We start from the raw sequence: 16,104 nt of genomic DNA, 5'->3' as shown, positions 1-16,104 counted from the left end.
GATTGAGAACTCAAGATTGTTCTCCTTCTAATTGTGGGGCTAAAGTAGCATCCGCTTGAAGATTGTTCACTTCAAACTTAAGTGTGCTAGCCAACAAATTCGCTAACCCTTGTGTAAGGCAGGTCAGCGAAACAGGTGCTTTGTGGCTGATAAGCTGGGCAATACATTTAAGCAGCGCAGTTTGATCGTCTCCACCTTTGGCATTGACGGCAATGGCTTGGCAAGGCTCTGAAACTGTAGGACTTGTGCGAGCAATTTTATCAATCAAGGTGGTTGTTTGGCGATCGGCGCCGATTTCAACAAAAAGTTTCGCGCCTAATTTACGTGCGTTGTTAACCAACTCAGTAAAGTTAAGCGGCTGACAAAAGGTGTCAGCGATTGAGGTTGCAATATCAAGGCTGCTGACATTAATCGGTTGTGAACTTGCTGCGCTGATAAATTTTATCTGTGCAGTTTGTTCAAGCTGCTCATTGTGGTGAAGCGCTTGTTGATAGAATTGAGCCACTTCGCGATGAATTAGCATGGCTGGCGCAGTATGCATTGCGGTCACGCGATTTGCTGCAATGCCGCGTTTGCCGATTTGTTTTAGCAGCGCTTTACAACTGGCTTCACATCCTGCCAGCACGCAAGTATCACCTTGAATGATAGCGAGATAACAACGAGGATATTGGGTTAAAACCGCTTCAATATCGGCTGGGGTTGCTCTAACCACAAAACTATTCCACACGATATCGTCGCTTTGATTCAACTGCCATGCCTGGCGCACACAATCTAAACGACCTGAAATATCGGTAGTAAAAATAGTACTGGTTTGCGTCGCCTCAATCATACTGTGGGGTTGCTTCCAAATACCAAGACTTGCCCACATCGCCGCTTCGCCCATGGAGTAACCCATGGCAAAGTTAGGTTTTACATTAAAATATTCGCTAAGCACTTTGGTTAAGATATAACTTGCACCAACACCTGCAATTGCAAGCTCACCCAAACTCATATCAGTGACTTTAGCGTTATCAGCATAAATGCTATCCGCCTGAAGCATGGCTTTTACATCACCATCACGCTCTAACTGAGCATATAAGTCAGGGAAGAAGCGTGGCAGTTGACTGAACATCTGTGGGTATACTGTGCCGACACCCGGGTAGACGAAACAAAGACCATTCGTGCCCAATGGCTCATTGGCCGTGAGTATCAAACAGCTACCTGATGGGGTCTTGTATTCAACTTCCGATGGCGAGCTTGCTAATGTATCTGAAGTACTTAGCATCGCCAACATGGTTTCAATCTCGCTGCATGCAGTTTCAATTGAATTGCCCATGATCACCGCAGCTTTACCTGCTTGGTGATCAAACTGGTTTAGATTGTTCAACATCAGTGCTAACAGCGTGCTGTGGTTAACATTGATTGCTGCACTGGTATTTGTATTAATAATAGCGTTTAACTGGCTTTGTAACTGCGTTAGTTGCTGCTGTATACCTGAGACTGTGCTGGCAGATATTGGGAAAAACAACCTAGTGTTATCCAGTAATGAGCTTGCCTGAGCAAGTTCAGTTCCCTGAACGAATACCACTGCGTGTTGCATTTCGGCTTCAATAAAATTGAAACTGGCTACACGGCTTTGGTGCATTTCACTAAACCAATACTGTTTATTCGTACTGTTATTCTTACTGTCATTCGTTGTTGGCAAGCTACGAGTCGCAAGGTGGCCAATCAACTGAATCAGTTCAAAAAACTTATCTTTATAGCTAGTGCAATGAGTCGCATCGATTTGAGTTGGGCTAACATGAGCCCGTTTGGCTTGCGTTAGTGCTTGTTGCACGGCATCTGATAACTCGTGGCCTTCACCCATACCGGTTAAATAGGCATGGGGATGACATCGATGTTTTGCTGCAACAATGGCTGGCATCATTAACAGGCGGTATGGCAAAGCTGGATGGCTTAGCAATACCGTTTGTTGTTGCTCAATACGTTCAATCGCTTGAGCTAAATAGTCGCGAAAACTCATGTTTAAGTTTGTGGCGGTATTTGATGTGCCATCTAATGACGACACATCAATTTCAAGCGGGATGGCTGTCGCGCCTAATGTTTCAGCCAATGAACAAGGTTTGATAGCAGCAAATGCATTGTTATTTGTATGCAAGGAACCATTAGCTCCATTAGCAGCTTGCGCCAATGATGCAGCATCATTGGCAATCAGTTTTAAGGCGATGCGCATGCTTTTTACTGATGCAACTTTTGTTGGCTCAGGCTTTGACATCACAGAAGTTGATTGATTGCTCACACCGACTCCTGCAAATCAGCAAGTGCTTTAGCCGGGGCTAAAAAAGCCTCATTCAAGCTTTTGCTAATGGTTGTTTTTGCCGCTGTCATGGTGCAACTTAAGCGACCATCTTCATGGTAAAGCGCAATGTCAGCAGTCAAAGAGCGACTAGTACTTTTTACGACATTAAGCACTAAATAACCTTGGTCATTTGATGCAAATGGCGCATAAGTGGTTAGCTCACCAATGGTTGATGGCAAACTTGCTGCGTCATGCTTTATTCGCGCCCACACTAGCATTGCTTGTAGCAGTAGATCTTCTGCAAATGCCTGACTACCACCGATTTCAAGTTGCGCTTCAAAACCTAAACAATCAGTTTGTTCAATTTCTGGTAAGGTCACTTTACAAATAAGCTGGCTATCATTTGCAACCAATACTTGCTTGATCCCTTGTAAACGTGGGCCATGAAATAAGCTGCCGTTTGAATAAAGTTCACTGTCAGTACTAATGGCCTTGTTGTTTTTAACCTTATCAATGATTGACGCTAACTGAGCCATTTTATCGGTTGCTGTAGTGGCAACTTCATTAAGTAATGCACTGTTGACGATTAAGTTCGCTTGGTATTGCGGTCTTAATAACGCGTTAGCATCACTGTTACCGTCAAGTACCCGGCTAGAAATCAATGCTTTTAAGCCTTCAGCGGTTTCAGTTAACTGCAGAGTTAACTCTTGTGGCTGGGCCGACTCAAAAATAATGCCTTTAAGTAACTTATAATCTTTGGTGCTTACAGGTAAACCACATAGCTTTTGCGCTGTTTCACGCATCCATTGTATGGCGCACACTGTCGGCAGTACTGGATTACCCGCGATGCAATGATCTTCAATGAAGGGCATTGCAACCGGATTAAGTACTCTTACAACAGATAAGCTGCGAGGCTTATCTGCTGCAGTTGCACTGTTAGATACAGTATTTAAAAAAGATAATGTCAGCGAACTCTCAGCATTTAGCGCAGAGTCCGCATTAAGCTTTTTTACAGCTGAACCAGTTGCTTGTGCTGAAGAATCTGAACCTTGCATGCTCGAACCAATCAGCATTTGAACACCGGTTTCAGATAACAGACTGTGGGCAAATAAGTTTGCGCCTTTGTCTAACGGAATAACGTAAACGCCACGTTCAACAAACATCTTCTTCAATGCTGAGCTGACCATTCCGCCATCCCAAGGGCCCCAGTTAAAGCTCATTACTTTGGCTTGCGGATAGTTATTGGCAAGTTGTAATGCGGTTTTATTGAGGATCTCATTGGACATTGAATAGTCACTTTGTCCGGTGTTGCCGTAGAAACCAGCAGCAGATGAAAACATAGCAACCAGCTTTAATTTACTGGCATCAATGGCATTAATGATACCTGCAAAGCCGGTGACTTTAGTGCCGTATACACGACCTAATTCAGCTAAGGTTTTGTCTTGGATATGCTTATCAGCCAATACACCTGCGCCATGAATGATGCCGGTAATTGATTTGAAAGCTGAAAGCGATTGCTTAATGGCATCATCTGAACTGACATCCATACTGATATATTCAGCACTTGCGCCCACTTCTGTGAATGCTGCTAAGGCGCGGTCAATTTCTAAACTACTGGTAATTGGCCATACTAACGCGTCAATTTGTTTTGGCGTTGGCTTGTTACCTTGAGATTGAATAAAACCAATTGCAGCCGCTTTTAATTCTTTAGCTTGTTTGCCTTGCGCCCATGTTGGCAAGTTTGCCCCAAGGTGTTGGCTACGGCCGGCAAGGATAAAGTGAGACTTTGTCTGTTTAGCAAGTGTAAGCGCACATTCAAATGTAACCCCCTTAGCACCGCCTGTGACTAACACAGTATCATTGCTATCAAGGGTAGTAGTTTGATAGCGCGTTTTCGCGGTTGTGGTCGCTGTTAATGTATGACGGCCTTCGCTACTAATACCTACCTCAACAATCTGATTGGCAGAATTAACATCAAATAACTCAGCAATAACGGCATCAGCAAGGTCCACAGCTTCAAAGCTTGGGGCGATATCTAATGCTCGACAAAACACTGTTGGCCATTCATGGCTAAGGGTTTTACTTAGACCTGAAAGCGCTGCTTGATTTAACTCTGCAGTGGCGAGTTCATTACTGTTTAAGTAACCAAAACCACCATCAATACGACTAACCGTCATAAAGCTTACACGTTCAGTTTTTGCTAATTCGGTAAAGCTTTTCTGCAGGTGCTTAGCCATTAAAAAAGCTTGTTCAACAGCAACAAAACCTGCATCACTTAGCGGCATGACATTGTTCGCAGTGGCAAGTTGTGGTTGTAGGTGAACAAAGCCAGCCACTTTATGGGCTTTACTGATTTGTGCAATGACATCACTAATCGCGTCATCATTTACAGCCGTTAGGTTGTAACTTTTGATATCACTGCTTAGCGGTGATTGTGCGCTAGTGACTGATTCTGGACTACGAATAACGACGACGGTTAGGCCTGTTGCGGTGAGTTTTTCTGCGAGAACGCCTGCGTTATGACCATCATCATTGATGACGATACACGCGTCTTTTGAAAAACCATCAACTAACTTATCCGCCGCTGGTAGCTTTTTTAGCGCGACTTCCTGATGTGGAGGTAAGTCAGTTGCTAAATCAGATACCGTTGTCGTTGTCGTGTTGGAAACTACATCAGCTGATAGCTTGCTGTTTATAGCGCCTGTGGCGAGTTTAGAGTTCATATAAGATACGATTTCACCAAGAGTGCGACACTCTGCTAAATCTTCTGGGTTAAGCTCCGGCAAGCCTGGTAGCTCGTCTTGTACCGTACCAAGAATCTCTACGCGCTTGATAGAATCGATACCCAGATCTGCTTCCATGTCCATGCTAAGTTCTAGCATTTCAGTTGGGTAACCAGTTTTGTCAGCAACCACTGACATCATGGTGCTTTGTACTTGTTCTGCACTTAAACCAGAAGCGACAGGTGCCACTTGAGCTGCAGTTGCTGACGCAGTAGCAGAACCAACTGGTAACTTAGAGTTCATATAAGAAACGATTTCACCAAGGGTACGGCACTCAGCTAAATCTTCTGGGTTAAGCTCAGGTAAGCCTGGTAGCTCATCTTGAACAGTCCCTAAAATTTCTACACGTTTGATTGAGTCGATGCCTAAGTCTGCTTCCATATCCATGCTAAGTTCTAGCATTTCTGTTGGGTAACCAGTCTTCTCTGCAACAACTGACATCATAGTGCTTTGAATTTGTTGGGCGCTCAAGGCTGTCTCAGCGGATAAACCAGAAGCTACAGCAGCGGCAGAAATCGCTGGTGATTCAGAGCTCATAGCGCCTGCGGCTGGCAGTTTAGAGCCTTCAGCGGGTAACTTAGAGTTCATATAAGAAACGATTTCGCCAAGGGTACGACACTCAGCTAGATCTTCTGGGTTAAGTTCAGGTAAGCCCGGTAGTTCATCTTGTACTGTGCCTAAAATCTCAACACGTTTGATCGAATCAATACCTAAATCCGCTTCCATATCCATGCTAAGTTCTAGCATTTCTGTTGGGTAACCGGTTTTTTCGGCAACCACTGCTAGCATGGTATTCAATACAGTTTCAGCCGATAAACCTGAAACGACATTAGAAGCAACTGGCGCAACTGAAGCTGTAACGGCTCCAGCGGCAGGCAGTTTAGAGTTCATGTAAGATACGATTTCGCCAAGAGTACGACACTCAGCTAAATCTTCAGGGTTAAGTTCAGGTAAGCCTGGTAGCTCATCCTGTACAGTGCCTAAAATCTCAACACGTTTGATTGAATCAATACCTAAATCCGCTTCCATATCCATGCTAAGTTCTAGCATTTCAGTTGGGTAACCGGTTTTTTCAGCAACCACTGCTAGCATGGTATTCAATACTGTTTCAGCCGATAAACCTGAAACTACAGCAGAAGCAACTGGCGCAGCTGCAGCTGTAACGTTTCCTTCCGCTGGTAGCTTAGAGCCTTCCGCTGGTAGCTTAGAGCCTTCAGCGGGTAACTTAGAGCCTTCAGCGGGTAACTTAGAGTTCATAGCGCCCGCGGCGGGCAGTTTGCTGTTCATGTAAGCTACGATTTCGCCAAGGGTACGACACTCAGCTAAATCTTCTGGGCTAAGCTCTGGTAAACCAGGTAGCTCATCTTGTACCGTGCCTAAGATTTCAACACGCTTGATTGAATCGATACCTAAATCCGCTTCCATATCCATGCCAAGTTCTAGCATTTCAGTTGGGTAGCCAGTTTTTTCAGCAACCACTTCGAGCATGGTATTCAATACGGTTTCAGCAGATAAACCTGAAGCTACTGGTGCGGCTTGAGCTACTGAAATTGCTGGTGGCGCAGAGTTCATAGCGCCCGCGGCGGGCAGTTTGCTGTTCATATAAGCTACGATTTCGCCAAGGGTACGACACTCAGCTAAATCTTCTGGGCTAAGCTCTGGTAAACCAGGTAGCTCATCTTGTACCGTGCCTAAGATTTCAACACGCTTGATTGAATCGATACCTAAATCCGCCTCCATATCCATGCCAAGTTCTAGCATTTCAGTGGGGTAGCCAGTTTTTTCAGCAACCACTTCTAACATAGTGTTCAAGACTGTTTCTGCTGATAAACCAGCAGGCATTAATTGCACTGGAGCTGCTGACGCTGAAATAGGTTCTGCAGTAACGGTTCTTGCTGGTGCTAATGGGGCTGTTACTTTTGCTGCAGGCTCTTGTGCTATCTGTGATTGTGTTACCGGAGCTTTTGCTACTGGCGCTGCAACAGGCGCAGGTACTTGAGTTGGCGTTTGAACTGTCGCTGTTGCTGCAACAGCCTGAGTCATTGCTGGAGCTGCTGTTGTTGCTACTGTCTGCGGCTGAACTGGCAGCGAAGTGCCTGTTAGCATAGCAAGGGCAGACTGGCTTGATTGTGCTTGCTGCTCAAGGAACAATGTATGGCTTTGTAGTGTTTGTGCTTGATGCTGGTGGAATAGCTCCATTGAGCGCTGTAAGCTCTCAGGAATAGCGAGTCCTGCCGCAACCATTTTGCTTTGCTCTGTCATCAGGTGAGTAAAGGTATCACCGTATTGTTGAGGAATAGCCAAGAACTGCTGATGTAAGTTTGCAGCTTGTTGCTGGGCATTGAAAAATGCTTCTAAGCTACCAGTTCCTGCAGCAGGTTGCGCTAGTGCATTGCCAGCTTCAGGCGCAGTGGTTACTGTATTGCTAACAGCTGGTGCGTTGGCATTGGCTGAGGCCACTTCAATATATTCAGTTTTTATCACTTCTTTTTCCACAATCTTTTCTACGATTTTCTCAACTGGCTTTTCAACAATCTTCTCAACGATGGTTTCAACCACTTGTGATGTTACTTGACCTGTCGCCAATGATTTTTCCATTTTTGCAAGGGTTGGCGCGCTAATATGGTTCGATGCATTCAGTTTGACGTTCATGCCTTTAGGTTTAGCAGGCGCTGCAATGTCAGCTTGGTATGGATCAATTTCAGTCAATGGTGCGCCCAATACACTTAACTGTATTGCTGCAATGCGAAGCTGGGTATCACTATTACCTTTAGGATTCGGGTTTATGCTGACAACAGAAACTGACTCAGCTTTATCGCCCAAGGTGGCTTGTACCAGTTTTTGCAGAATGTTCTTAGGACCAAATTCAACAAATACCCGTGCACCCGCGTCATACATATTATTTAGCTGATCAGTAAAGCGCACTGATTGCAGCATATGTTGCTTGAATGCCGCTTTAATTGATTTAGCATCTGTTGGGTGTTGCTCACCGCTAGCATTTGAGAACAAGGCCACTTTACTTGCGCTAAATTTGGCTTTATCGATCGCTTTAGCAAATGGCTTTTGTGCATGACCCACAAGCGGAGTATGGAAGGCGCCAGATACTGGCAGTGCAATTGCTTTAAAGCCTAATGCGCTAATGGCTTTAGCCGCAGCTGCGCAACTTTCAGTAGGACCTGCAATAACAAGCTGAGTCGCTGAGTTGTAGTTAGCCACTTTTACGCCATCAAAATCACTAATGCAGCTTTCTAATTTTGCGATATTTTCAGCATTGGCCGCGTCAGCATCATTTGCTGGCAAGATAATGGCGTACATGGTGCCTTTATCAAGTGCATTACCGTCTTTATCAACAGCAGATGCTGCCATTGACTCGCCGCGTGCAAAAGATAATTGGTAGTAGTCATCATTAGAGATAACACCCGCTGCACATAATGCAGAAAGCTCACCAAAGCTGTGACCCGCAAACATGTCAGCAGCAAATCCTGCTTGAGTGAATAACTGGTATTGACTCATGCTGACGACACCAATGGCGCTTTGGGCGTTATCAGTGCTCGTCAGTAACGCTGCTTGAGCCTCTTTACCTGCTTTTTCAAATGCAGGGATTGGAAATAATACTTGTGAAAGCGGCGTTTTGTTAAAGCTAGCGAAGACTTTATCAGCCTTGTTAAGCTGCTGACGCATTTCTGGGAAATGACAAGCGACTTCAATACCCATGTTTAAGTATTGAGAACCTTGACCTGCAAATAACGCAGCGACTTTTGGACTATTAGCAGACTTGCTAGCTTTAGCAGCAGTTATCAATGCTGCAGAGCGGTAGCTAGTGCCAGACGGCAATTGCCAAGCATCACTGTTTTGGCTTTCAAGCTGTTTTAATGCCAATTGTAATTGAGCCGTTAGCTCTGCTAAATTCGCAGCAACTAAGCCTAAACGTGGCGCGTTTACATCTAATGTTCTAACGGCATATTGCTTAGCAATGCGGGTAAGTTCAGCTTGAGCAATACTGGTGTTGTCAGTATCAGTTAGCTTAGCGATGGCAGCGATTAACGTGCTAACTTCAGTTTGAAGTGCCGCTTTATTATCGGCGCTAATTAACACACTTTGAGGTACTTGGCGTTGACGGTATTTCGCATCACGAGCATGTTCTGCTGTGTATTCTTCAAGCACCATATGGAAGTTAGTACCGCCGAAACCAAATGAGCTAATACCAGCACGACGCGGGGTGCCATCAGGGCGCGGCATCCAAGGGCGGGTTTCGGTATTTAAGAAAAACGGCGAATCTTCAACATTTAGTTTGGGATTAGGCTTAGACACGTTTATGGTTGGTGGCAGCACTTTATGATGCAGGGCTAGGGCTGCTTTAATAACACCTGCCGTGCCAGCTGTTGACTTAGTGTGACCCACTTGAGACTTAACTGAACCTAAAGCAATGTGTTGTTTAGTGTCATTAAACTCGCCAAAAACGGACTTAAGACCGTTAAATTCAGCTACGTCACCTGCAGCAGTACCTGTACCATGTGCTTCAATTAAACCAACAGTGTGAGGCTCAAAACCGGCATCATCATAAGCTCGTTTTAATGCTTTTGCTTGGCCTTCTGGGCGTGGCGCATAAATTGATTTAAATTTACCATCTGATGACGCGCCCACACCTTTAATAACAGAGTAGATTCTATCGCCATCACGTTCAGCATCTTCAAGACGCTTCAGCGCCACCATGCCGATACCTTCACCGATCATCATACCTTTTGAATCGATATCAAATGGTTGAATGGTTTCGTTAGTGGTAAATGCAGGCGTTTTAGAGAAACTCATATACATAGAAGGTGAGTTATCAGTACACACACCACCGGTGATCATCATTTCACTGCGGCCTTCAACCAGCTCTGTTAATGCCATACGCATAGCGGCTAGTGAGCCTGCACATGCTGCATCAACCACACAGTTCATGCCACCTAAATCAAAGCGGTTAGCAATACGACCAGCGATAACATTACCTAAAGACCCCGGGAATGAGTTTTCTTCCCAGTGAACATATTGGTCTTGGAATTTCTTGATCAGCATATCGCTGTCTGCATCACTTAAGCCGCTACTTTTAAATACCTTTTTAAGTACAGGATATTGTAGGCGCGCAGTTAGGCTAGCATTGATTTTTTGACCGCCGCCCACGCCGAGCGTAATACCGATTTTATCGGTGTCATATTCAGGTGTTACACCCGCATCGGCAAGCACCTCTTTGGCGATAACCAATGATAATAATTGTGAGGTGTCAGTGAGCTCTAGGATATTTGGCGGTAGGCCAAACTCCATAGGGTTAAAGTCAACGTCAGGGATAAAACCACCGCGCTTACAGTAACTTTTATCTGGGGTTGTTTTGTCTGCATCGAAGTAATCTTCAGGGCGCCAGTGCGACTTAGGTACTTCAGTAATGGCATCAATTTTTTCACTGATTAAGTCCCAAAACTTATTCAAGTAACGCGAATTAGCAAAGATACTTGCCATGCCGACAATGGCGATAGGCATATCTTTAAGACGCTTATTGAGTCGTTTGTCTTCAACTAACTCTTGTGGGGTCGGTTCTTGGCTCATTTTGAGTCTCCGTTGTTCAGTCTATCCATAGCTGAATTATTTGTAGAGTGTGCTGCTTCCGAAGCATGCATGGTTTTAGCGCCCGGGAAGCGAGCTAAAAAAGTGTGGTAATTTTTTACGAGTAATTTTCTTAAATGAAACGGGCCGTGCTTTAACACATAAGCGATATAGCGATTAGTCGCTTGGGTATGGCTGTCTTGATAGATGTCGAGATAAACCCAGTCAGTTGCGAAATCAACACCCAGTAAAATCGAGTAACTTTCTTTATCCGTTAATTGTGGTGGAATCGTCAGTGACACCACTTGCACCACATTGTCTTGAGTGGCTTCAGGTAAGGATAAGGTTTTGGCTAAGGTTTCTGGGTTCAAAGTATAAGTGGCGACATCAGTGCCTTGAACAATAGGTAACTGGTTGAAATAGCGCTCGGGCACATAGGGGCTTTCGAATTCATCAAGCTTTGATACCCCGTAGCGTTTTAAGCAGCGGGCAAGCCCTGAGCGAGAGACATCCTTATTAATAAACTGCTGGGTTACCTTAAGCAGTCTGTCCAACGGCATTTTTAATTGGTAGCGCAAACCGATCACCACATACTCTTCCATTGGCGACAATGTGGTTTTGAGGTGATGTGGCGTGGTGGGGGTATCGCTGACAGAATCACGCTTACGCCACTTTCTCACGGTGGCCTCTGAAATATTGAGGATTTTAGCTAATTGGCTCACGCTAAAGTCAGACGTTTGAATGAACTGACGCATTTCAGGGGTGGTGGTGGCATTACGGTGACGCACCACTGGCGTGCTAGTGTCTGCCGTCACTGATTTCTTTATCGCAGCTTTTGCGCTTGGCTCTGCTGTCATTTATATAATGCTACTGTCATTAAGGCTTAACCTTGGTCTGTATTTTTGCAATACAATCTGTTGGGACTAGTAAAGATGAACAATAGTTAATCTTCATAATCATCGTTTTAGCACAATCGAGCAAGCAGAGTACCTGAGGTTTCGGGTCGATACAATCACCCGAGACTGATTATTCACAGATCAGACCATAACTAGCGAGCAGTTGTAAGCTCAAATGAGTATTTGTTATGAAATTTAATTGGTGAGTTAAAGCCTGATCTAGGTCAACTTTTAATCATAGTTACAGTTCTATACTGAATTTAAATAGCGCTAGGCACTTGCTTTAAATGACATGAATTATCTCACTTGATTTGCAAGGCGGACAGGCTCTTAAAAGGTGAACAGCAAGGTTTCACTGACTAATCAGTTAATCCTGTCGGCATACTTTTACTGAGATTGAGTTATTACAGCTAAACATGTGAAGCTAACAGTGCTTAAAGCGAAATGGATTGATTAACTATGTGATAAAGGGAGGCCACAATGGCTGATTTCACCACTGAGCAAATCCGTAATTTGGCTGTAATGGGTCACACCAACGCAGGCAAATCTTCTTTACTCGAAGCATTACTGTTTAGCGCCAATGCAATAACCTTAAAAGGCAGGGTCGACAAGGGCACAAATCATGCCGATTTCACTGCCCAAGAAAAAGCCCACCACCACAGCCTAGAACCTTCCTTTCTTAATTTTGACTTCCAAAACCACCATTTAAACGTTATTGATACTCCAGGTTTACCTGATTTTATTGGCAGAGCATTATTGCCTCTTTCTGCCGTTGAATCGGTATTATTGGTGGTCAATGCCAGCACTGGGATTGAATCGGTAACCAAAAGAGCCTTTGAAGCAGCCCGAGCGCAGGGCAAAGCAGTGATCATTGCCATTAACCACTTAGATGGCAACGAAGCTTTAGTTGCTGAATTGCTGACTGATATCCAGCAGCAATTTGGTCATCGCTGCTTACCCGTTAATCTCCCCAATGAAATGGCTAATGATGTGGTGGATTGTTATCTGCATTGCGATCTAAAAGCGAAAACCTTATTCAGCGATGTGGAAACTGCCCGTGATGAACTCATTGATACCGTGCTTGAAGAAGATGAGCGGTTAATGGAGCTGTATTTAGAGCAAGGTGATTCATTAACCCCAGAGCAATTGCATGCGCCGCTAGAAGCCGCATTGCGAATGGGTCATTTAGTACCAGTATGTTTTACCAGTGCAGAACAAGACATTGGTATTAGCTCGTTACTGGAAATGCTGACTAAGTTGATGCCAAGCCCTCTTGAAGCTAATCCGCCGCAATTTATCAAAGGCTTTACTGAAAATGCCACCCCTATTGATGTTAGCCAAAAAGCTGATGACCATGTATTAGCCCATATCTTTAGAGTGTCAATCGATCCATTTTTAGGCCGCATGGGCGTTTTTCGTTTATACCAAGGCACCATAGAAGTGGGCATGAAACTGTTTATCGGTCATAGCCGTAAACCCTTTAAAGTGACTAACATTCTTAAGTTACAAGGGGACCAGCATAGTAACGTCAATCAGGCTATCCCGGGTGATATCTGCGCCATTGCTAAAATTGATGAGTTAGAAGTTGGCGCTGTGCTGCATGACAGCCATGATGAAGATGAATTTCATTTACCTGAGCTGGTATTGCCGCAACCTATTTTTGGCTTGGCCGTGTCTGCAAAGCGCCGCGGTGATGAACAAAAAATATCGGAAGTGCTACATAAGTTAGTGGCAGAAGACCCAAGCTTACAGATTACCCGTAATGAGGCAGAAGGACAAACTGTGCTGCAAGGCCAAGGTGATTTACATCTGCAAATTGCATTAGAAAAAGCGCAAACGCTGTTTAATGTTGATATGGACACTGACACTCCAGCCATTGCTTATCGTGAAACCATAATGGGTGAGGCGAGCTTTAGATATCGTCATAAGAAGCAATCCGGTGGCTCTGGCCAATTTGGAGAAGTAGAGCTTAAAGTTGAGCCCCTTGAGCGTGGTCAAGGTTTTGAGTTTGTCAGCAAAGTGGTCGGGGGCTCGGTACCCACTCAATATATTCCCGCGGTTGAAAAGGGAATTAAAGAAGCTATGACAGCTGGTGAGCTTGGTGGGTTTCCGATGCAAGACATCAAAGTTACTGTATTAGATGGCAAACATCACAGTGTGGACTCTAAAGAGATTGCCTTTGTGATGGCGGGTAAAAAAGCCTTTATGGAAGCCGTTAAACTTGCTCAGCCAGTGGTTTTAGAGCCTATCGTTGAAATGAATATTTGTGTTGCTCAGCAACATGTGGGCGATATCACCGCCGATATCAGTAGCGAGCGAGGTATGGTGTGCGGCACACAAGCCGATAGCTCTGGCATGGTTACAGTTGAAGTCGAAGTGCCCTTGGCTAATGTCAGTGACTATTCTACTAGACTAAAATCGATGACGGGTGGTGACGGTCAGTTCTCGATGAGCTTTAGTCGCTATGACGTACAACCTCAGCAAGCGGCAAAGACCACCGCGATGGCTTAATCGACAAGGGTTCACTATGAGTAGTTAATCGTTGCCAACGGCAATAAACGGGTCTTAATCGCAAGCTAATAGGATTAAAACGGCAGGGGCTGTAATGTTCCAGCCGTTTTTATTTATTTGGCGTATTACACAGACTATAAATTCAGTTAGAAACAAGCGACAATGGCTTTTTGTTTTACTATTGAGTTGATTTTGAATTCTGACACCAAGATAAATCTATTTTTCTGTCCGCTTACCACGGCAGTATTGGATCAAGAAACCACCTCATTGGTGTCATCTTGGTTGCCTGCAGATGAAACCCAAAAAGTGAATCGCTATATTCAACAATCAGCCCGTGAAAAAGGCTTAATGGTTAGAGGTTACTTGCGGGCTTTGTTGTCGCGTTTTGCCGATATAAAGCCCAATGAATGGGTATTTGAATATGGCGAAAAAGGCAAACCGCGTTTAACTGATCTGCAATTTCAGCAAACGGGTTTAGGTTTCAACATCAGTCACAGTGGTGACTGGTTATTGGTGGCTATTTATCAAACTAATGCCCCAATGCAAGCGTTTGAGCTGGGGGCGGATATTGAGCGGCGCCGTGATAGCACCAATATTCATTCGATATTAAATCATTACTTTTCTGAACCTGAAGCGGCAGCTTTATTAGCTTTACCAGCAGTGGAGCATAGGGAACGTTTCTTTGATTTATGGACCTTAAAAGAGTCTTACATTAAGGCCAAAGGCTTAGGCTTAGCTTTATCGCTTAAATCATTCGCATTTGATTTTCAATCGGCTGAAAAAAGCGAGCTTAAGCTGAATAAAGGCGCTGTCATACCTTTACAATTCAATGTCTCTTTGCGGCTGATAAATGATGACAAAGAGCGCTTTGAGATTGAAAACCAATGGCATTGTAGTTTAGGTAAGCTTAATGAGAGCTATCGGTTTGCCATTAGCTTTTATAGTGGATGTGTTGCGAACGAGCCTGAATATAACGCTGAAGTAATAGATTGGGCTGAGCTTATTATTGATTCTCATTAAGTTGCCTTAAAGGCATGCCTAAATTGATCGTTAGCTAAGTCGGTTTACCTGCAGATCAAAAAAGGCACTAAAAAGTGCCTTTTAAGTTGTAATATCATTTTTGAAATTACTGTCTCGCTAAACGATGTGTCTCAGGCGGCTGCTCAAAATCACTTCTAAATGGATTAATATCTAAACCTCCACGGCGAGTATAACGGGCATAAACCGTTAATTTAGAACATTGGCAATAACGTTTTAAGTCAGTAAAAATACGCTCAACACATTGCTCGTGAAATTCATTGTGTTGACGGAATGAAATCAAATAACGCAGTAACTTCTCTCGATCGATTTTAGGACCTTGGTAGCGGATCATCACGCTACCCCAATCAGGCTGAGAGGTAATTAAACAATTCGACTTTAGCAAGTTGGATGTAAGTGTCTCAGCAACATGTTTCTCTTCAGTGCTGTCTTCAAGGTACTCAGGTTTAAATTGATAATCATCAACTTCAATATCAAGTTCATCAATACAGTTACCCGGTAACTCGACAATGCGCTGGGTATTAAAATGTTTTGGCTCGATGATTTTTACCGTGACCTCGCCATTGGCACAGCGGCTAAGATCTTGTTGTAAAGTTTGTTGTACTAGTTCAACACTGTCAAAGCGGGTTTGATTAAAGCTATTTAAATAAAGCTTAAATGACTTCGATTCAATTAAGTTATCACTTTCGATGGCAAGGTAAACTTCAATGATGGCTACCATAGGCTTGCCTTTGGCATTAAGCCAAGATAGTTCATAGCCAGTCCAAATATCAGCACCTTGAAAAGGTAACTCAGCCGTTAATGCAATGGCATCTCTATTTAGCTTACGAGGAACCCCTTGCAGCAATGATGCATCATATTCAGCTTGATATTGCGTCGCTTGACCTAAAGTTAAACCTTTAAGTGCTTCAGCATCACTATAGGGATCGTGATTGTGTGTCATCTAGTGTGTTTCCGTGTCAAAATAGGCCTTTATTATAATACCAATTTATATAATTAGGTAATCACTGTACGTGAC

6 protein-coding genes are annotated in these 16,104 nt (G+C 44.1%); 2 read left to right on the top strand and 4 right to left on the bottom strand.

The annotated features are described in order from the left end of the window. Window positions 1-10: 10 nt before the first annotated feature. The 3 genes from BCU57_RS10385 to BCU57_RS10375 are packed head-to-tail and all read right to left on the bottom strand — an operon-like array spanning window position 11 to window position 11,498. Complete coding sequence (locus BCU57_RS10385; RefSeq protein WP_102437542.1) at window positions 11-2,278, bottom strand: PfaB family protein; 2,268 nt, start codon at window positions 2,276-2,278, stop codon at window positions 11-13. Then, the gene (locus tag BCU57_RS10380) at window positions 2,275-10,644 is read right to left on the bottom strand and encodes a phosphopantetheine-binding protein (RefSeq protein ID WP_413211428.1); all 8,370 of its coding nucleotides are present in this window, start codon (window positions 10,642-10,644) and stop codon (window positions 2,275-2,277) included. Before BCU57_RS10380 ends, BCU57_RS10385 begins: the two co-directional genes overlap by 4 nt. Beyond that, a complete protein-coding gene (locus BCU57_RS10375; RefSeq protein ID WP_241903489.1) occupies window positions 10,641-11,498 on the bottom strand; it encodes a transcriptional regulator in 858 nt (285 codons plus the stop codon). The genes BCU57_RS10380 and BCU57_RS10375 overlap by 4 nt, the downstream gene beginning before the upstream one ends. Window positions 11,499-12,017: 519 nt before the next feature. Between BCU57_RS10375 and fusA the strand changes: the two genes are divergently transcribed. Together fusA and BCU57_RS10365 are read left to right on the top strand one after the other, a co-directional pair. After that, a complete protein-coding gene (gene fusA, locus BCU57_RS10370) occupies window positions 12,018-14,048 on the top strand; it encodes an elongation factor G (protein WP_102437538.1) in 2,031 nt (676 codons plus the stop codon). A 192-nt stretch (window positions 14,049-14,240) separates the two neighbouring features. Beyond that, window positions 14,241-15,068: a 4'-phosphopantetheinyl transferase family protein gene (locus BCU57_RS10365; protein ID WP_277869087.1), complete on the top strand. Its 828-nt coding sequence runs from the start codon at window positions 14,241-14,243 to the stop codon at window positions 15,066-15,068. A gap of 106 nt (window positions 15,069-15,174) precedes the next feature. Here the strand turns inward: BCU57_RS10365 and queF are convergent, their stop codons facing one another. Beyond that, window positions 15,175-16,029, bottom strand: a complete 855-nt coding sequence (gene queF, locus BCU57_RS10360; protein ID WP_102437534.1) for an NADPH-dependent 7-cyano-7-deazaguanine reductase QueF — start codon at window positions 16,027-16,029, stop codon at window positions 15,175-15,177. Window positions 16,030-16,104 lie beyond the last annotated feature (75 nt).

The sequence above is a fragment of the Shewanella sp. 10N.286.48.B5 genome (assembly GCF_002874355.2).
Classification (GTDB): Bacteria; Pseudomonadota; Gammaproteobacteria; order Enterobacterales; family Shewanellaceae; genus Shewanella.
Note: the sequence above shows the minus strand (reverse complement) of the source record. Positions and strands in the feature narration are given on the sequence as shown.